The organism is Streptomyces paludis (genome assembly GCF_003344965.1).
GTDB classification, from domain to species: domain Bacteria; phylum Actinomycetota; class Actinomycetes; order Streptomycetales; family Streptomycetaceae; genus Streptomyces; species Streptomyces paludis.
Genome location: NZ_CP031194.1, coordinates 8,304,076 through 8,320,816 on the forward strand (window position 1 = coordinate 8,304,076; position 16,741 = coordinate 8,320,816).

The following is a 16,741-nucleotide window of genomic DNA, read 5'->3' on the forward strand; positions in this document are numbered from 1 at the left end:
CACCGCCCGGGGAACAGGAGGGCTACCTCGCGTACAGCTCGGGCCGCCGGTCGTGCAGATAGCGGGTGGTGGCGCGGGCCCGGGTGAGGGTGTCGAGCCGGATCTCGGTGACGAGGAGTTCCTCGTCGTCGGGACCGGCCGTCCGCACCCGGCCGTACGGGTCGGCCACCCGGGACAGACCGGCGTACCGCAGGCCCCGGTGGACGCCCGCCCAGTTCGCGTAGGCGATGAACAGCTGGCTCTCGAAGGCGCGGGCCGGCACCAGGGTCTCCGCCACGAACGTCCAGGGCCGCAGCAGGGCCGTGGGGACGGCGAGCAGTTCGGTGCCCGCGAGGGCGTGCCGCCGGACCACCTCGGGGAACTCCACGTCGTAGCAGATCGCGAGGCCGACGGTGATCCCGCCGACCTCCGTCTGGACGACCGGGATCTCACCCGGTGTGAATCCCGCCCGCTCCTGGCCGTAAAGGTGTGTCTTGCGGTACGTGGCCCGTGTTCCGCCGGTGGGCGTCACCAGATCGGCCGAGTTGTGGAGCGCGTCACCGGAGGTCTCCGGCCAGCCGTACACGATCGCGACCCCCGTCCGCGCGGCGATCTCCTCGACCCGCCCGCCGAAGGAACGGCCGATCCCGCCGATGTCCTCCTGCCGTCCGCTCAGCGGGTATCCGGTCGCGAACAGCTCCGGTGTCACCAGCAGTTCGGCGCCCTGCTCCCCGGCGCGCCGGGCGTGGTCGGACAGCCGCGCCAGCATCGTGTCCGGGTTGTCGTCGGACACGGGGCTCGCGGCTTGCCAGCAGGCGATCTTCATTCGGGCGTTATATCACCCGGGCAGATCGACCGGTGCCAGCCGGTCGAACAGATCGCCCGGGCCGGGGTTCTCGGGGCGGGTGGTGCCGCCGAGGTGCCGCACGGTGCCCCAGACGGCGTTGAGCGCGGTGGTCACCGCCCCTTCGGCGAAACCACCGGTCCACGACACATCGTCCCCGGCGAGGAAGAGACCTCGCCGCCCGGGCGGGGTGCCGTCCTGCATGAAATGGGTGAACAGCCTGCGCTGATAACGGTAGTGGCCGGGCAGGTTCGCCTTGAACGCTCCCATGAAGTGCGGTTCGTTCTCCCAGCTCACCGAGACGGGCCCGCTGACGATGTGTGACCGTATGTCCACACCGGGATAGATGTCCGCGAGCGTGCTCAGTGCGATCTCCAGCCGCTCCCCGGGGTCCAGCGCGGAGAACTTGAGCGAGTCGTCGTTCCAGGTGTAGGAGAGGCACATCGCGGCCGGCCGGTCCGGTCCGTCGTCGAGCAGATAGACACTGCGCGGCGCCCGGTCGGTGAGTGTCATCCCCATCAGCGGCCGGCCCGTGTCAGGGCTCCGGTCGTACCAGAAGGGCCGGTCGACCAGCACCCATAGCTTGGACGCGCACATGTAGTGGGTCCGCTCCAGCGCCGTCCAGTCCGCCGCCGAGAACAGCCGTCGCGCGCCCGCGACCTTGGTGACCAGTATCCGGTGCGGAGCGGTGAAGACCACCGCCGGATACGGGCGCTCCCGGCCCTCCGCGTCCTGGACTAGGAAGCCTTCTGCCGTCCGGGCCAGGGCGGTCACGGCGGGCCGGGGGCCGCCCTTGTGGAGCGCGGCGAGCGACGTGCCGTGCGGCCAGTGTGCCGGGTCGGCGGGCGGGTGGGTCCAGAGCCGCTCCGGGAGCTGCCGGCAGCCGCCGACGATCTGCTCCTGGTCGTCGTTCGCGCCGGTGTATATCAGCCGCAGGACATCGAGCACCGAGTTGGGGAAATCGGTGTCCCACCCGCCGGTGCCGAAGCCGACCTGCCCGAAGATCTCCCGGTGCCGGAACGAGGAGAAGAACGGTGAAGTCGCCAGGAAGCCGTAGAACGACTGGTCGTCCAGTGCGGGGACCAGCCGGTTCCACACCGCCTTCACCGTCTCCACCTCACGGCGGCGCAGGGCGTCGTCCATCACCGACAGCTCGGCGCGTTCCAGCAGTGTCTTGTTCCAGGCGTCCTCCACCTCCTGGAACACCGGAGGCAGATCGCTCATGGTGCGGGCCCGGTGGCTGATCCCGCCGAGATCGACGACGGTGGACGGGGTGGCCGCGGCCAGCGGGTTGGGAAACGGCCGGGTCCGCAGCCCCACCAGGCCGATGTAGTGGGCGAGCGACGCCGCCGACCGGGGAAAGCGCATGGCGCCCATCTCCGCGTGGTGGTCCGCGTACCCCGGGAACGGCTCCGAGCGCATCCGTCCGCCGATCGCGGCGGCCTCGTACACCACGGGACGCAGACCGAGCCGCATCAGCTCGTACGCCGCGGTGATCCCGGCGATCCCCGCTCCGACCACGGCGACCTCGTGTCCGTGCCGGTCGTCGGGGAGGACTCCCAGTCCGGCCGGATGCCGTAGCCAGCGGTCGTAGGAGAACGGAAAGTCCGGTCCGAGCATGGTCCGTGCCGGTGCGGAAACACCGGCACGGGGCTGGACACTTGCCAGGTGCGTCATCGGCCGCCGGTTCACTTCGGAAGAGACGAAAAGATCTTAACCCGCGGACGTGAAGCTACCCGAGCCGTACGGGGCTCTGCAACCGCAGGATCTTCCTTTGGAACAGGGGCAGTTGGTGAGAAGGGAGGCTGGTGGCGGTGTGCCCCGGGCCGGGGACGGTGCCGGGCCCGGGGCGTTGCCGCTACTCGCCGGACGGTGCCGGCAGGGTGGTGCCGAGGGCCACGGGGGTGCCGAAGTTCGGTGTTCCGTCGGCGTTCCAGGTGAATTTCTGTGCCCGGGTGGAGCGGTTCATGTCACAGCCGCCGCTCGCGCTGCTGTTGGCGTGGTAGACGATCCAGTCCTCCGTTCCGTCGGGCGACTTGAAGAAGCCGTTGTGACCGGGTCCGTACACTCCGTTGGCGTTGGACCTCTGGAAGACCGGGTTCGGCGACTTGGTCCAGGACGAGGAGTTGAGCGGGTCGCCGCCGTTGTAGGTGAGCATGCCCAGCTTGTAGTCGGGCGTGGAACAGTGGCTGGCGGAGTAGACGATGAAGGTCTTCCCGTCGCGCTGGAGGACCTCGCCGCCCTCGTTGACGGATCCGCCCACGGTCTCCCAGCTGTAGGTCGGTGTGGAGAGCACCCGGCGGGTGCCGCTCGCCGTCCACGGGTTCGACAGCGGCCGGATGAACATCGGCTGGGAGCCGTTGTAGAAGGTGCCCAGCAGATAGAGCTGCCCGTTCAGCTGAAGGATGCCGGGGTCCAGCTCCCAGGTGTTGTCCTGGGTCGGGTCGAGCAGGTCGGCCTTGAAGCTGTAGGGCCCCATGGGGTCGAGTCCGGCGCTTTCGAGGACATGGATCCGCTGGGTGCCCAGGTTGTACGGCTCCTGCCCGGCCGTGTAGTAGAAGTACCAGCGCTTGCCGTTGGGGCCGTCGAGCAGATGGAACTCCGGGGCCCACATGGTGCCGGCGCCGTTGGGCCGGGTGAGGTTGAAGATGACCTGTTCGGTGGCGGTGCTGAGGCCCGCGAGGGTGCTGGACCTGCGCATCGTGACGGTCGAGTTCCAGGTCGTGGTGGCCAGGTAGTAGTACCCGTTGTAGTGGGTGAGCCAGGGGTCGGGGCCGCGCTGGGCGATCGGATTGGTGAAGGTGCCCGTCCCCGTACCGCCGGCCGGGAAGCCGGGCAGCCGCCACACCCTGCCGTTCGCGGCGGCGCACGGCAGCTGCACCAGGCCGGTGTTGGAGGCCGAGGCGCCGCCGCTCGGGGTGACACACTTGCCCGAGCCGACGGAGACCAGGTTGAACGTCCGGTCCGTGCCGCTCACCGCGACCGGCACCAAGCGCCACTGCTGGTTCGTCGCGCTGTGGCAGGGCCACTGGATGACCGTGGCGTTGTCGGCGGTCGACGCGCCGAAGACATCGGCGCACTGACCGGAGGGCGTGCTGATCGTGTACGTGTCGGCCGTGCCCGTGACCGGGTTGAAGACGAGGTTCTGGGTCGCCGCGGTGCCGCAGGTGAACGCCCGCAGCTGGGTGCCGGTGGCCGTCGAACCATTCGGCAGGTCAAGGCAGTTGCCGCCGTTCTGATTCACCGCCGTCGACGTGAACGCCGTGGCGGCCAGGGCGGGTGGCGCCACCAGGAAGGCGGCCACCCCGGTGAGCAGGGCGATGAGTACGGAGAGCCATCGGGAGCGGTTCACTGGTGCACATCCTTTCCTTCATCGGTCGGTCAGGGCCCGTACGCCTTCACTTCGAGAAGTCCGACGGAGCTGGTGCCGTTGCCGGTGAGCAGCACCCGCAGCCGGGTGGTGGCCGTGGCGGTGAACGAGACGGTGTTGTACCGGTCCTTGGCGATCGGATAGGAGCCGGCGCCCGGCATGTCCACGTAGGCGCTGCCGTTCCAGTACTGGAGCTTCCAGGAGGCGGGCAGGGTGACGCCCTGGGCGTCGTCGAAGAAGTACACCTCGGCCCGGTCGAGGGTTCTGGCCGACGGCCACGTCAGCTCGGCCCACTGCTGCCCGGTCTGGGGCCATGTTCCCCAGCGCGGGTTCACGGTGTCGTTGGACGACGGCGGGTCGACACCGTCGTTGATCGCCGCGACGCTCTCCCAGGGGGAGGTGTACGAGGCGGACGGCGTCGCGGCCCGCGCCAGGTTGGCCGGTGGCTGGACGCCGCCCCGGTTGTGGACCTTGATCTCGGTGAGCCCGGTCTTGGCCCCGGTGGCGTTGGTGGCGAGGATCCGTACGCGCTGGGCGCTGACCGCCGGGAACCGCACCAGGTTGTAGTTGGCCCGGGGCGCGGCGGGGCTCTTCGTCTGGTCGGGGACCGGCACCCAGGAACTTCCGTCGTGGTACTGGACGGTGTAGGCCGCGGGGGCGCGGTAGGTGGTGGAAGCCGGGCGGCTGTCCTTGAAGTACAGGCGCACCTCGTCGAGGGTGCGCGCGGTGCCGAAGTTCAGCTCGTACCAGTCCTGGCTGTTGGGCGATCCGCCCGCGCCCCAGAACGGTTCGTTGGTGGGATACCCGTCCACGGCGCCCGCGAGGTTGCTGCCCGACCCGGTGTGGGAGGCGGAAGCGGTCGCCCCCGAGGCCAGATTGACCGGGTCCCCGGTGAGGTCGACGCCGGCCTTGGCGAGCATGTCGACCATCCGGGGGCTGTTCTGCGTGACCTGGTTGGGGGCCTTGAGGCCGGGGACGGAGGTGCGGAACGTGACCGTGCCGTCCGTGGTGACATCCCCGGTGGCCGGGTCCCATGTGAAGGGGACGAGTGAGCCGACGGTGGCGACCCGGTTCCCGTTGATGAAGATCGAGTAGCCCTTGGGGATACCGGGGTAGTGCGTGACGCTGTCGGCCGGGTCGTCCCAGACCACGGACAGATCGGCGCCCCGGTAGCGGAGGTTGTTGACCGTGAAGTGGCTCCAGCCGATGTTGATCGGGGACAGCTCGACCTTGGCGTCGTTGCGCGGGCGCAGCCCGGCGACATCCTCGATCACGGTCCAGTTGCTGCTGCCGAGGATGTTGTGGTGGATCCAGGAGCGGTAGTCGATCCCGGTGCCGTTCCAGTTGGCCCAGAACTCGTTGGCGTCGGGCCACTGCGTGTTGCCGCCGACATACTGCGCCCAGGTGTTCCAGTAGAGCAGCTTCTTGTAATCGGTCGCGCTCATCCAGGAGTTGGGATAGTTGCGCAGGACCGAGGAGTACAGCCGGAACTGCACGGTGGAGTTGATGGTCGAGAAGTTGTTGGAGCCCGGGTTGCCGGCCGCCGCCGCGGCCTGCTTGTCGGCCTGGTTCGCCGTGTAGAACGGGAAGACCGGGTACTGCGCCGGGTCGTCGTACAGCCGCAGGGCCTGCCGGTAGGTCGCGGTGTTGGGGACCGCCCCGACGGAGAACGGATAGTAGTTGTTGATCTCCTTCCAGGGCACCCACTCGTTGGTCGACTTGAGCCGGTGCTCGAACAGCTGCCTGTTCGGGTTCCACAGCACGTTGACGATGGCGTCCTTGATCTGCGTCGCCAGGGTGCGCAGCTCCGCGGCCTTGGCCGTGTTGCCGGTCGCCTCGTACGCCTGGGCGGCGGCGAGCGCGCCGCTGTACTGGTAGGCGGACTCGGTGCGGTCCATGTTGCCGGGCTTCCAGTGGAAGGACACCGCGTCGGCGTCGTTGCCGGTCAGCGCGCCCCAGTCGTACTCGATGAGCTTGTTCTTGTCACGGTCGTAGAAGTCCAGCTGGCCCTTGACGTCGCCCTCCGCGTAGTGGGCGAGCTGGCCGGCGATCGCGGGCTGGCCGCCGTGGATCTGGTAGCTCTTCCACGCGGCCTCGGCGATGTACTGGGTGTAGCTGTTGGACCAGTTCTCCGGGTCGCCGGGGTTGTCGAGGAAGCGGGCGCCCTTGGACGTCTGGCCGACGCTGAGCCAGTCCCCGTACGCGTAGGAGGGGTCACGCAGATACTTGAGGTCGTCGATGTGCATGGGCTGGGTGAGCGCGATCGCGTTGTTGTAGCCGAGGACGCCCTCCATCGAGGTGGGGAACTGGAAGGTCTGCCCGGGGATGTCGGCGTCGAGGTTGTTGAAGCGCATCAGCCACCAGCGGTAGTAGATGTTCTTCTTGATCGCGCCTTCCGGCACGTCGATGTACGGGACGTTCTGCGCCCACCACAGGTTGTAGGCCCTGACATGGGTGGCGAACGCGGTGGCGCTCGAATAGGCGGCGTACGCGTTGTACTCGGTGAGCGACTCGGGGATCTCGTCGGTGACGAAGCCCATCACCACCTTCGCGGTCACGGTCGCGCCGGCCGCGATCGTCACGGACCGGTTGAGGCCGCCGCTGGAGGCGGAGAATCCGTCGCCGGTGAGCCGCGGGCGGATCGTGGTCAGGTTGTTGTACGCGTTGACCTGCCCGGTCAGCTCGGCGCCGCTGCCCGTGGTGGCGTACGGGGAGACCGCCCGCAGTTGCAGGGTGGTGGCGGCGGTGCCGTTGTTCCTGATCGACAGACTGGTCACGGCGACGTTGTTGTCGGTGATGAACTTCGTCTGGTCGACCGTGACCGAGCCGCTGGTGTGCACGCTCTTCCAGTGGCTGGGCGTCTGCCGGCGCTGCGCGACCTGCTCGGTGAAGGTGCCCGGGGTGACCGTGACGCTGTAGGCGTTCTGGTTGTTGATGGACTCCCAGTAGGCGACATTGCCGCCGAAGCCCAGCACGGCCGGGTTGTGGGTCTTCATGAAGACCGCGCGTCCCCGGGTCATCAGCCAGGGTCCGGCCGGGTCGTTGCCGGCGCGGGCCAGCAGCCGGTCCATCCAGAAGTCGGTCCCCGCGCTCTCCGCGTCGTAGATGGCCCGCATCATGTCGCCCGGGGTGTGGGCGACGGGCGGGGCCGGGATCGCGGGTCCGGCGAAGGACGGAAAGCCGATCGTCTGCGCCGCGGTGGCCGGGGGCGCGACGACGACGGAACAGACACTGAGCACCAGCGCGACGAGGAGACTCCTCGTCCGCAGGCGTCGTAACAGGTGGACGTGCGGTCTTCTCATCGGATGCTCCCTGTCCAGTTGACAACAAGCGCGTGCTCGCGAGGGCGCCGTCGTGCGTGACCGGTGCTGACCCGTGCGTGACCCGAGGCGTGCCGAAACAGACCTGAAAGGTTTTCGCAACGTAGGAGCGGTCCGGGGAGGTGTCAAGGGAGGCGGACGGGATGAGTCGGGCGGAGCACGGGTTCAGGACAGCGGCGCCGTCGACTCCCTGATCACCACACGGCACGGCAGGGTCTCGATCCCCGAGCGCCCGGCCCCCGAGATCGCGGTGAACAGGGCGTGCGCCGCCGCCCGCCCGACCTGTTCGAGGTTCATGTCGACACTGGTCAGCGGAGGGCGCGAGGACGCCGTGAGGACCTGCCAGTTGTCGAAGCCCATGACCGCCACGTCCTCCGGCACCCGGTGACCGCGCTCGCGCAGCACATCCATGACGCCCCGGGCGATCTGGTCGCTGCCGCACAGCACGGCGTCGACATCGGCGTGCCGGTCCAGCAGCAGCGCGGTGGCCGCCCGCCCCCACCCCTCCGTCCAGGCCCCGAAACGCGGTGCCCCGACCGGGGCGAGGCCGGCCTCGGCCAGCGCCCGTCCGGCCCCCTCGGCCCGGTCCCGCGCCGCGAGATAGCCGGGGTCACCGGTGATGTGCGCGATCCGGGTACGGCCGCAGGCGAGCAGGTGTTCCACCGCGATCCGGCCCGCGTCGACGTTGTCGGGGACGATGGAGAGATCCGCGGGATCGTCCGACGGCGCGTACGCGTGCACGACGGGTACGGGCAGCTCCCGCCCGAGCGACGGACGGGGGTCGGTCCGGCTGCCCACCACGATGAGACCGTCGACCCGGCGCCCGAGCAGCGCGCGGACATGGTGCTGCTCGCGGATCGCGTCCCCCCGGGCGTCGCAGAGGAAGACCGCGACCTCGCCCGCGCCGAAGGCGTCCTCCGCGCCCATGAGGATCGGGATGCTGAACCGGCCCTCCAGATCGCTGGTGAGCAGACCGACGGTGCCCGTCCGCCCCGCGAGCAGACCGCGGGCCAGCTGGTTGGGCCGGAACGAGAGCCGCTCGGCGGCCTCGATCACCCGCGCTCTCGTCTCGGCCCGCACCTGGCTGCGGCCGTTGAGGGCCTTGGAGGCGGTGGCCACCGACACGCCCGCCAGCCGGGCGACATCGCTGAGCGTGGCCGGACGGGAACGGGCGGGGCCGGTCGCCTGTGACATGGGTGGTTCTCCTGTTCCACTGCGCGTGGAAGAAACCGTACGCGAGAAGTTTCGGCCCGGAAGGCACAAGACCGTTTCCACAGGTTTCGGTTGCCCCCTCAAAGACCTTCCGTGCAAGGGGATTGACGGGCCGTGAGCGGGGTTCTAGCTTTCTGAAAGCCTTTTCGGTTCATTTTCGCTCCTGTTCAGAGCCACCCCATCCCTGCCACCACATCCATCGTTCCGGCCGGCCGGCCCGCCCACGGGCCCCCGCGCCGCCGCACAAGGGGGATCGTCATGGCGAGCACGACCGGACCGCGTGGACCCTTACGCCGCCTTGTCACCGGTGCCGTCGCCCTGTTCGCCACCGCGGGCCTGATCACGGCATGCGGCACGGGCGAGGGCGGTACGGGCGGCGGCGGAGGGGACGGCAAAGGAGGTGGTGGTACGGCGGACGTCAGAGGCGTCGACGACGGCACCACACTGACGATGTGGACCCGCGCGGCGACCCGGCCGCAGAGCGAGGCCCTGGTCAAGGCGTACAACGCGGCCCACAAGAACAAGATCGAGCTGACCGTCATCCCCACCGACGACTACCAGGCCAAGGTCGGCGCCGCCGCAGGCTCCCGCGACCTCCCCGACCTCTTCGCCTCCGACGTGGTGTTCGTCCCCAACTACACCTCGAACCGGCTCTTCGCCGACCTCACCCGGCGCATCGACGCCCTGCCCTTCGCCGCGCACCTGGCCCCGTCGCACATCAAGGCCGGTACGTACGAGGACAAGAAGTACGTCGTGCCGCACACCCTCGACCTGTCGGTGCTCTTCTACAACAAGGAGCTGTACCGGCGGGCAAAACTCGACCCCGAGAAGCCGCCCGCCACCCTGGCCGAGTGGGACCGCCAGGCCCGGGCCGTGGACGCGCTGGGCGACGGCGTCGACGGCACCTTCTTCGGCGGCAACTGCGGCGGATGCGGTGTGTTCACCTGGTGGCCGTCCATCTGGGCCGGCGGGGAGGACGTGCTGAACGAGGAGGGCACCGAGGCGGCACTCGACTCCGGCACCGCGAAGAAGGTCTACGCGACCTACCGGGGATGGGTGCGCGACGGCATCGTCGCCCCCGGCGCCCGCGACGAGACGGGCGCGACCTGGACCGGGGTCTTCCCCAAGGGCAAGGTCGGTGTGATGCCCATGCCGTCGACCACCCTCGGGCTGATGCCCAAGGACCTCGACCTCGGTGTCGCGCCGATTCCCGGTCCCGACGGCGGCAGATCCACCTTCATCGGCGGCGACGCCATCGGCATCTCCGCCACCAGCCGCTCGGCCGACCAGGCATGGAACTTCCTCGCCTGGTCACTGGACGACGAGGCACAGGTCGACGTGGTCGCCGCGCACAAGGACGTGGTGGCGCGTACCGACCTGGCGTCCAACAAACACTCCGCCGCGGACCCGCGTCTGGTCCTGATCAACCAGCTCGTGGCGGACGGCCGGACCCCGTACGCCCTGAAGTTCGGCCAGACGTTCAACGACCCCAACGGGCCCTGGCTGAGCCTGATGCGCAACGCGGTCTTCGGTGACGGCGCGTCCGTGGAGAAGGACAACGACGCGGTCAGCGCCTCACTGACGGACTGACCACTGACCGGCTGACCACTGACCGGCCGACCGGCCCACCGTACGTCCCTCCCACGTCACCCGGCAGAGGAGAACCATGCAGGTGAAGGCGCCCGACCGAGCGGCCGCCGCACACCGCGCCCCACCGCGGCGCCCGGCCCGGCGGCCCCGTACGGCCGCGTCGCGGTGGCGGTCCCGCAGGCTTCAGGGGCTCGGTTACGCGGCCCCCACCGCGGTGTTCGTCGTGGTGTTCTTCCTGCTGCCCCTCCTCCTCGTCGGACAGATGTCGCTCAGCGACTGGCCGCTGCTCGCGGGCGACCAGGGCGCCAACGCCCCCAAGAACTACACCGATGTCGCGGGCGGCACACTCCTGTGGCCCGCCGTCCGCTTCACCCTGCTCTACACCGCGATCGTCACGGTCGTCCTCCTCGCCCTGGCCCTCCTCCTGGCCCTGCTCGTACAGCGCTCCCGCCCCGGCACCGGGTTCTTCCGTACGGTCTACTTCCTGCCCGGCGCCCTGGGGCTGGCCTCCGCGTCCCTGCTGTTCTGGGGCCTCTACAGCCCCACCACCGGCCCCCTCAGCGGCATCCCGGAAAGACTCGGCCTCACCGACGAGCCGGTGTCCTTTCTCGGCACACCCACCTCCGCGCTCGTCTCGACGGTGTTTCTGGTCGTCTGGAAGTTCGCCGGCTTCTACATGCTCATCCTCCTCGTGGGACTCCAGGGCATCCCCCAGGAGGTGTACGAGGCGGCGCGGACGGACGGGGCGAGCCGCGGCCAGATCTTCCGCTCCATCACCCTCCCGCTGCTCCGGCCCTCCCTCGCGCTCTCCCTGCTCCTGTGCGTGACGGGATCACTGCTCGCCTTCGACCAGTTCTACGTGCTCACCAAGGGCGGACCCGACAACAGCACCGTGACCGTAGTGCAGTTGATCTACCGCGAGGCGTTCCAGCGCCTGAACCTGGGGACCGCCGCGGCGCTCTCGATCATCGTGCTGGCCGCGCTGCTCCTCCTCAACTTCCTCCAGTTCCGCGGCCTGCGCCGCACCGACGCGCCATGACCCGCACCCGTACCAGCACCCGCGCCCGTACGCACACCGCGAGGAGAAGGGACCCCGCCGTGCTCACCCGCGCCCTCGGCCGCACACCGCACTACGTCGTCGCCGGCGGCCTCGCCGTCCTCTTCCTCTTTCCCCTGCTGTGGAGCGCCTGGGCCTCCGTCAGCGCCCAGCCGGGCACCGCCCAGACCTCCGGATACGGCCTCGGCAACTACCGGACCCTGCTCGACTACGACGCGGGCCTGTGGCGCTACCTCCTGAACAGCACCGTCGTCTCCGCGCTCACCGTCGCCCTGACCCTCGGTGTGTCCCTGCTGGGCGGCTACGCCTTCGCCCGCTTCGACTTCCCGGGCAGAAACCTGCTCTTCCTGCTGACCCTGGCCATCCTCATGGTCCCGTACGCCACCCTCCTCATCCCCCTCTACGTACTGCTCGGCCGGCTCCATCTGCAGAACTCGCTGGTCGGACTCAGCCTCGTCCTCACCATGTTCCAACTGCCGTTCGCCACCTTCATGATGCGGATCTCCTTCGAGGCGGTGCCACGCGAACTGGAGGAATCGGCCCTCGTCGACGGCTGCGGCACGGCGGGCGCGCTGCGCCGGATCCTCCTTCCGGCGGTACGCCCCGGACTGATCACGGTGGGGCTCTTCGCGTTCCTCGCGGCCTGGAACGACTTCATCGCACCCCTGATCCTCATCTCGGACAGCGCGCGGGCACCGCTGCCGCTGGCCGTCGCGAACCTGCGGCAGCAGAGCATGGGAGCCGTCGACTACGGCGCCACCGAGGCGGGCGTGGTGGTCCTCGCCGTACCCTGCCTGCTCCTCTTCCTGCTGCTCCAACGGCACTACGTACAGGGCTTCATGTCGGGGGCCCTCAAAGGCTGAAACGGACGCGCCCCGCGTCGGACGACGGACAACCGGAAGGACACAGCGAAGGCATGAACTGGTGAGGGAGAACAGCACGCCGCGCCCGCCCGTCCTGCCGGTGGCGCCGACCAGCGGCAGACTCCGGCCGCTCGGTCTCGACGAGGTCAGGATCACCGGCGGCTTCTGGGCCCGGCGCCGGGAGGTCAACGCGACCGCCACACTCGGCCACTGCCGCCACTGGATGGAACGCGTCGGGTGGATCGGCAACTTCCGGGCCGCCGCCGAGGGCCGTGTCCACCGGGACCGGCGGGGCCGCGAGTTCGCCGACTCCGACGTCTACAAGCTCCTGGAGGCGATGTCCTGGCAGGCCGGACAGCACACCGGCACCGGCGCCGACACCCGTACAGACGCCGGGATCGCCTCGCTCACCGAGACCATCGCCGCCGCCCAGGAACCGGACGGCTATCTGAGCACCGCCTTCGGCCGCCCCGGCCAGCGCCCCCGCTACAGCGACCTGGAGTGGGGCCACGAACTGTACTGCTACGGGCACCTGATCCAGGCGGGCGTCGCCGAGCTGCGGACCAGGGGCGAGAGCGAACTCACCAAGACCGCCCGGCGGGCCGCCGACCACGTCTGCGCCGCCTTCGGACCCGGCGGCATCGAGGGCGTCTGCGGACACCCCGAGATCGAGACGGCCCTGGTCGAGCTGGCCAGGGCGACCGGCGAGCAGCGCTATCTCGACCAGGCGGCGCTCTTCGTCGAGCGGCGCGGCCGGGGCACCCTCGCCGACACCGAGTTCGGCCGGGCCTACTTCCAGGACGACCTGCCCGTCCGCGAGGCCACCGTGCTGCGCGGACACGCCGTACGCGCCCTGTACCTGGCGGCCGGCGCCGTCGACGTGGCCGTCGAGACCCGGGACGACAGCCTCCTCGCGGCGGTCGTACGGCAGTGGGAGACCACGGTCGCCCGGCGTACGTATCTGACCGGCGGCATGGGCGCGCACCACCGGGACGAGTCCTTCGGCGACGACTTCGTCCTCCCGCCCGACCGCGCCTACGCGGAGACCTGCGCCGGGGTCGCCTCCGTGATGCTCGGCTGGCGGCTGCTGCTCGCCACCGGCGACCCGCGCTACGCAGACCTCGCCGAGCGGACGCTGTTCAACGTGGTCGCGGCCTCCCCGTCCCAGGACGGCCGGGCCTTCTTCTACACCAACACCCTGCACCGCCGTACGCGGGGCACCGCACCCGACGCGGACGCGGAGAGCCCGCGCGCGGAGTCGGGGACGCGGGCCCCCTGGTTCGCGGTGTCCTGCTGCCCGACCAATGTGGCGCGGACCCTGGCCCTGCTGCCCGCCTATCTGGCGACGGCGGACGACCGGGGCGTCCAGCTGCACCAGTACGCCGACGCGGACATCGCCACCACCCTCACCGGCGGCCACCCCGTCGCGCTGCGGGTCCGTACCGACTACCCGCACGACGGACGGGTGACCGTACGGATCACCCGCTCCGCGGACCGCCCCTGGACCCTGTCGCTGCGGGTCCCCGCGTGGGCGGCGGGCGCGCCCGCGTGGCTGGTCGACGCGGACGGGACCCGCAGGGCCGTCGCCCCGGGCACGGCCGCGGTCACCCGGGCCTTCCGGGCCGGCGACGAGATACGGCTCGAACTGCCCGTGGCGCCCCGCTGGGTGGGCGCCGACCCGCGCGTCGACGCGGTACGCGGCACGGTGGCCGTCCAGCGCGGACCGGTGGTGTACTGCGCGGAGTCCGTGGACCTGCCCGCCGGCCGGGAGGTCGACTCCGTACGGGTGGACCCGTCCGCGCGTCCGCAGGACGGCCCGTCCGGTACGGTCCTCGCCCCCGGCGCCCTCACCGTCCCCGACGGCCGGCCGGAGGCCCCCTGGCCCTACGCCGTGCCGGAGGCCACCCGGGCTCCTGCCGTACGGGCCTCGCCGGTCGTCCTGGTGCCCTATTACTCCTGGGCGAACCGCGGCCCCTCGACGATGCGGGTGTGGCTCCCGGTCCGGGAAGCGGACGTTGAAGCGGACGGTCCGGAGCGTCCGCTTCCCTGACCGGCGGACACACGGCGGTGAACGGACTCCGGAGCCGGGGGAGCGGCACCGCCGGAGCCGTCCGGCGGGCGGCCGTGGGCCCGCTGGTAAAATGGGGGCACGCTTCGACACCGCCGGGGCCCGTGCCCAGGGGTACGGGCCCCGGCGCGTTCCGGGCGCCGATCAGGAAGGTTCCCCATGAACGCGAAGTCGTCGCCCGCCGGGCCCCCCGCTGCCGGGAAGCCCCGGCGGACCGCCGAGGGAGGCGAGCCGGCGACGCCGCGTACGGTCTCCCCGGAGCTGCCGGCGGCCGCGTCCTTCGACGTCCTCGGGCTGCCGCCGGATCTGGTGCGGACGATGACCGGTCTCGGTGTGACGGAGCCCTTCCCGATCCAGGCGGCGACCCTGCCCAACGCGCTGGCCGGCCGCGATGTCCTCGGCCGCGCCCGGACCGGCTCCGGCAAGACACTGGCCTTCGGGCTCGCCCTGCTCGTCCGGACGGCGGGCCTGCGAGCCGAGCCGAAGCGGCCGCTCGCGCTGGTCCTCGTGCCGACCCGGGAACTCGCCCAGCAGGTGACCGACGCGCTGGAGCCGTACGCCCGGACGCTGAACGTACGCCTGGCGACGGTGGTCGGCGGACTGTCGATCAACCGGCAGTCGGCGCTGCTGCGCACCGGCGTCGAGGTCGTCGTCGCGACGCCGGGGCGGCTGGCCGACCTGGTATCGCGCCGTGACTGCCAGCTAAGTCAGGTGCGGATCACGGTGCTGGACGAGGCGGACCAGATGTGCGACCTGGGGTTCCTGCCGCAGGTCTCGGACATTCTCGACCAGGTCCGCGCCGACGGGCAGCGGCTGCTGTTCTCGGCCACGCTGGACCGCGGTGTGGACGAGCTGGTGCGGGGCTATCTGCACGACCCGGTGGTCACGTCCGTCGACCGGGTGGCCGGGTCGGTCACCACGATGGAACACCATGTGCTGAACATCCACGCCGCCGACAAGTACGCGACCGCCACCGAGATCGCCGCGCGGGACGGCCGGGTGCTGATGTTCCTGGACACCAAGGCTGCTGTCGACCAGTTCACCCGCCATCTGCGGGCCAGTGGCGTACGGGCCGCCGCGCTGCACAGCGGGAAGTCGCAGCCCCAGCGCACGCACACGCTCGGCCAGTTCAAGGACGGCGGGATCACCGTGCTGGTGGCCACCAATGTCGCGGCCCGGGGCATTCACATCGACGCGCTCGACCTCGTCGTCAACGTCGACCCGCCGGCCGACGCCAAGGACTACCTCCACCGCGGCGGGCGCACGGCGCGCGCCGGGGAGTCCGGCCGTGTGGTCACCCTGGTCACCCCCAACCAGCGGCGCGACGTGAACCGCATGATGTCCGACGCCGGGATCCGGCCGACGATCACCCAAGTACGCTCCGGCGAGGAGAAACTGACCGCCATCACCGGCGCGAAGCGCCCGCCCGCCGGAACGACGACCAGCACCCCCAACGCCCCCTTCCGCGGCCTCGGCACCCGCACGGGCCGCCCCGCGAAGGAGTCCCGCAAAGCCGCCGAGTCCCGCAGGACCGCGGAAGCCCGCGCGGCGGCCCGGATACGCAAGGGCCGCTGACACCGCTGACACCGGTGACAGCTGGGGGCGGTTCGGCTGTACTGGATGAATGGTGGGTTTACGCTTCCGCACCCGATACGTCCAACTGGCGCACAGCCGACGGATCGTGCGCATGCACGACACAACGATCATGGTGTTCGATCACGCGGTGTCGCCGGTGGTGCCGGTCCGGGCGACGCCCGGGGACAGGGTCTTCCGCCGTGCCGCGCTGCTCACCTGCGAAGAGTGCGGCGAGGACTTCCGCGTCGGCTACTTCAGCCGCTCCGAGGCGCTACGGCGGTTCCGCGGGAGCTACGGCCTGTGGATGTGGCTCGTGGTGCTGGCGGGCTATGCGACATTCCTGGGGCTCATGTTCACGGTGGCGGGACTGTTCAGGGACCTGACTCATGGCGAGCCGGGAGCGATTTTCGCGCTCCTGGCCTTCGGTGTCTGCGGCATCCTGCCGGTGGCGATGGTGCGCGAGTGCGTACAGGAGTTGAACTTCGGGTTCGTCCGGCTGGCGGACCCCGAGGAGCCGCCGCCCGAGGCGCACCACATCTGGATACGTACGCCAGGACCGGGCACGGACGGCACCCGAACCGCCGAGTCGGCTCCGGAATGAGTGCGGGTGATCGCGAAGGCCAGCAGGCCAACGGGGTCCGACGGGGAACTCAACCTCACCCTCGCCCTCCCGCCCCGCCACGCCGCCCGCCTCTTCGCGGCGCAGGAGCAGGGCGCCGACGACGAACGCCTCCGTGAGATCACCGCCGAAGCGCTCAAGGAAATCTACTTCCAGGACGGCGGCCGCCGCGCCGGCTCGCTGGATGAGGTGCGCTTCACGGACATCGAGCACCTGGAGTTCGACCTCTAGCCCTGCCCGCCGA

At 70.5% G+C, this 16,741-nt stretch carries 11 protein-coding genes and 1 pseudogene; 7 read left to right on the plus strand and 5 right to left on the minus strand.

What is annotated here, in order from left to right; translation table 11 throughout:
* Window positions 1–22: 22 nt before the first annotated feature.
* From DVK44_RS35640 to DVK44_RS35660, 5 genes are all read right to left on the minus strand, one after another.
* Window positions 23–805, minus strand: coding sequence for a carbon-nitrogen hydrolase family protein (locus tag DVK44_RS35640; RefSeq protein WP_114664710.1), 783 nt, complete (start codon window positions 803–805; stop codon window positions 23–25).
* A 12-nt stretch (window positions 806–817) separates the two neighbouring features.
* Window positions 818–2,443 (minus strand): flavin monoamine oxidase family protein, encoded by a 1,626-nt coding sequence (locus DVK44_RS35645; protein ID WP_114664711.1) that lies wholly within the window; start codon window positions 2,441–2,443, stop codon window positions 818–820.
* Window positions 2,444–2,681: 238 nt separating this feature from the next.
* Window positions 2,682–4,175 (minus strand): family 43 glycosylhydrolase, encoded by a 1,494-nt coding sequence (locus tag DVK44_RS35650; protein ID WP_114664712.1) that lies wholly within the window; start codon window positions 4,173–4,175, stop codon window positions 2,682–2,684.
* Between the two features lie 29 nt (window positions 4,176–4,204).
* Window positions 4,205–7,495: a discoidin domain-containing protein gene (locus DVK44_RS35655; protein WP_114664713.1), complete on the minus strand. Its 3,291-nt coding sequence runs from the start codon at window positions 7,493–7,495 to the stop codon at window positions 4,205–4,207.
* Window positions 7,496–7,678: 183 nt separating this feature from the next.
* Complete coding sequence (locus tag DVK44_RS35660) at window positions 7,679–8,707, minus strand: LacI family DNA-binding transcriptional regulator (protein WP_114664714.1); 1,029 nt, start codon at window positions 8,705–8,707, stop codon at window positions 7,679–7,681.
* Window positions 8,708–8,983: 276 nt separating this feature from the next.
* Between DVK44_RS35660 and DVK44_RS35665 the strand changes: the two genes are divergently transcribed.
* The 7 genes and pseudogenes from DVK44_RS35665 to DVK44_RS35695 form a co-directional block, all read left to right on the plus strand.
* Window positions 8,984–10,315, plus strand: coding sequence for an ABC transporter substrate-binding protein (locus tag DVK44_RS35665; RefSeq protein WP_114664715.1), 1,332 nt, complete (start codon window positions 8,984–8,986; stop codon window positions 10,313–10,315).
* Between the two features lie 76 nt (window positions 10,316–10,391).
* Window positions 10,392–11,354 carry a carbohydrate ABC transporter permease gene (locus DVK44_RS35670; RefSeq protein WP_114664716.1) on the plus strand — a complete coding sequence of 321 codons (963 nt, stop codon included), beginning with the start codon at window positions 10,392–10,394 and terminating at the stop codon, window positions 11,352–11,354.
* Between the two features lie 59 nt (window positions 11,355–11,413).
* Window positions 11,414–12,235, plus strand: a complete 822-nt coding sequence (locus DVK44_RS35675) for a carbohydrate ABC transporter permease (RefSeq protein ID WP_114664717.1) — start codon at window positions 11,414–11,416, stop codon at window positions 12,233–12,235.
* A gap of 61 nt (window positions 12,236–12,296) precedes the next feature.
* Window positions 12,297–14,285 carry a glycoside hydrolase family 127 protein gene (locus tag DVK44_RS35680; protein WP_114664718.1) on the plus strand — a complete coding sequence of 663 codons (1,989 nt, stop codon included), beginning with the start codon at window positions 12,297–12,299 and terminating at the stop codon, window positions 14,283–14,285.
* Between the two features lie 177 nt (window positions 14,286–14,462).
* On the plus strand, window positions 14,463–15,878 hold the full coding sequence (locus tag DVK44_RS35685; RefSeq protein WP_114664719.1) for a DEAD/DEAH box helicase: 1,416 nt from the start codon (window positions 14,463–14,465) through the stop codon (window positions 15,876–15,878).
* 112 nt (window positions 15,879–15,990) lie between these two features.
* Window positions 15,991–16,479: a hypothetical protein gene (locus DVK44_RS35690; protein WP_114664720.1), complete on the plus strand. Its 489-nt coding sequence runs from the start codon at window positions 15,991–15,993 to the stop codon at window positions 16,477–16,479.
* A gap of 54 nt (window positions 16,480–16,533) precedes the next feature.
* Window positions 16,534–16,728 (plus strand): annotated as a pseudogene (locus DVK44_RS35695) (telomere-protecting terminal protein Tpg); the annotation flags it as partial.
* Between the last annotated feature and the right edge of the window lie 13 nt (window positions 16,729–16,741).

What these genes read in the sequence shown, in the direction of transcription:
- DVK44_RS35655 (WP_114664713.1), bottom strand. Translation starts at nt 7,495, where the DNA reads ATGAGAAGACCGCACGTCCACCTGTTACGACGCCTGCGGACGAGGAGT.
- DVK44_RS35645 (WP_114664711.1), bottom strand. Translation starts at nt 2,443, where the DNA reads ATGCTCGGACCGGACTTTCCGTTCTCCTACGACCGCTGGCTACGGCAT.
- DVK44_RS35670 (WP_114664716.1), top strand. Translation starts at nt 10,392, where the DNA reads ATGCAGGTGAAGGCGCCCGACCGAGCGGCCGCCGCACACCGCGCCCCA.
- DVK44_RS35665 (WP_114664715.1), top strand. Translation starts at nt 8,984, where the DNA reads ATGGCGAGCACGACCGGACCGCGTGGACCCTTACGCCGCCTTGTCACC.
- DVK44_RS35640 (WP_114664710.1), bottom strand. Translation starts at nt 805, where the DNA reads ATGAAGATCGCCTGCTGGCAAGCCGCGAGCCCCGTGTCCGACGACAAC.
- DVK44_RS35660 (WP_114664714.1), bottom strand. Translation starts at nt 8,707, where the DNA reads ATGTCACAGGCGACCGGCCCCGCCCGTTCCCGTCCGGCCACGCTCAGC.
- DVK44_RS35685 (WP_114664719.1), top strand. Translation starts at nt 14,463, where the DNA reads ATGAACGCGAAGTCGTCGCCCGCCGGGCCCCCCGCTGCCGGGAAGCCC.
- DVK44_RS35690 (WP_114664720.1), top strand. Translation starts at nt 15,991, where the DNA reads ATGCACGACACAACGATCATGGTGTTCGATCACGCGGTGTCGCCGGTG.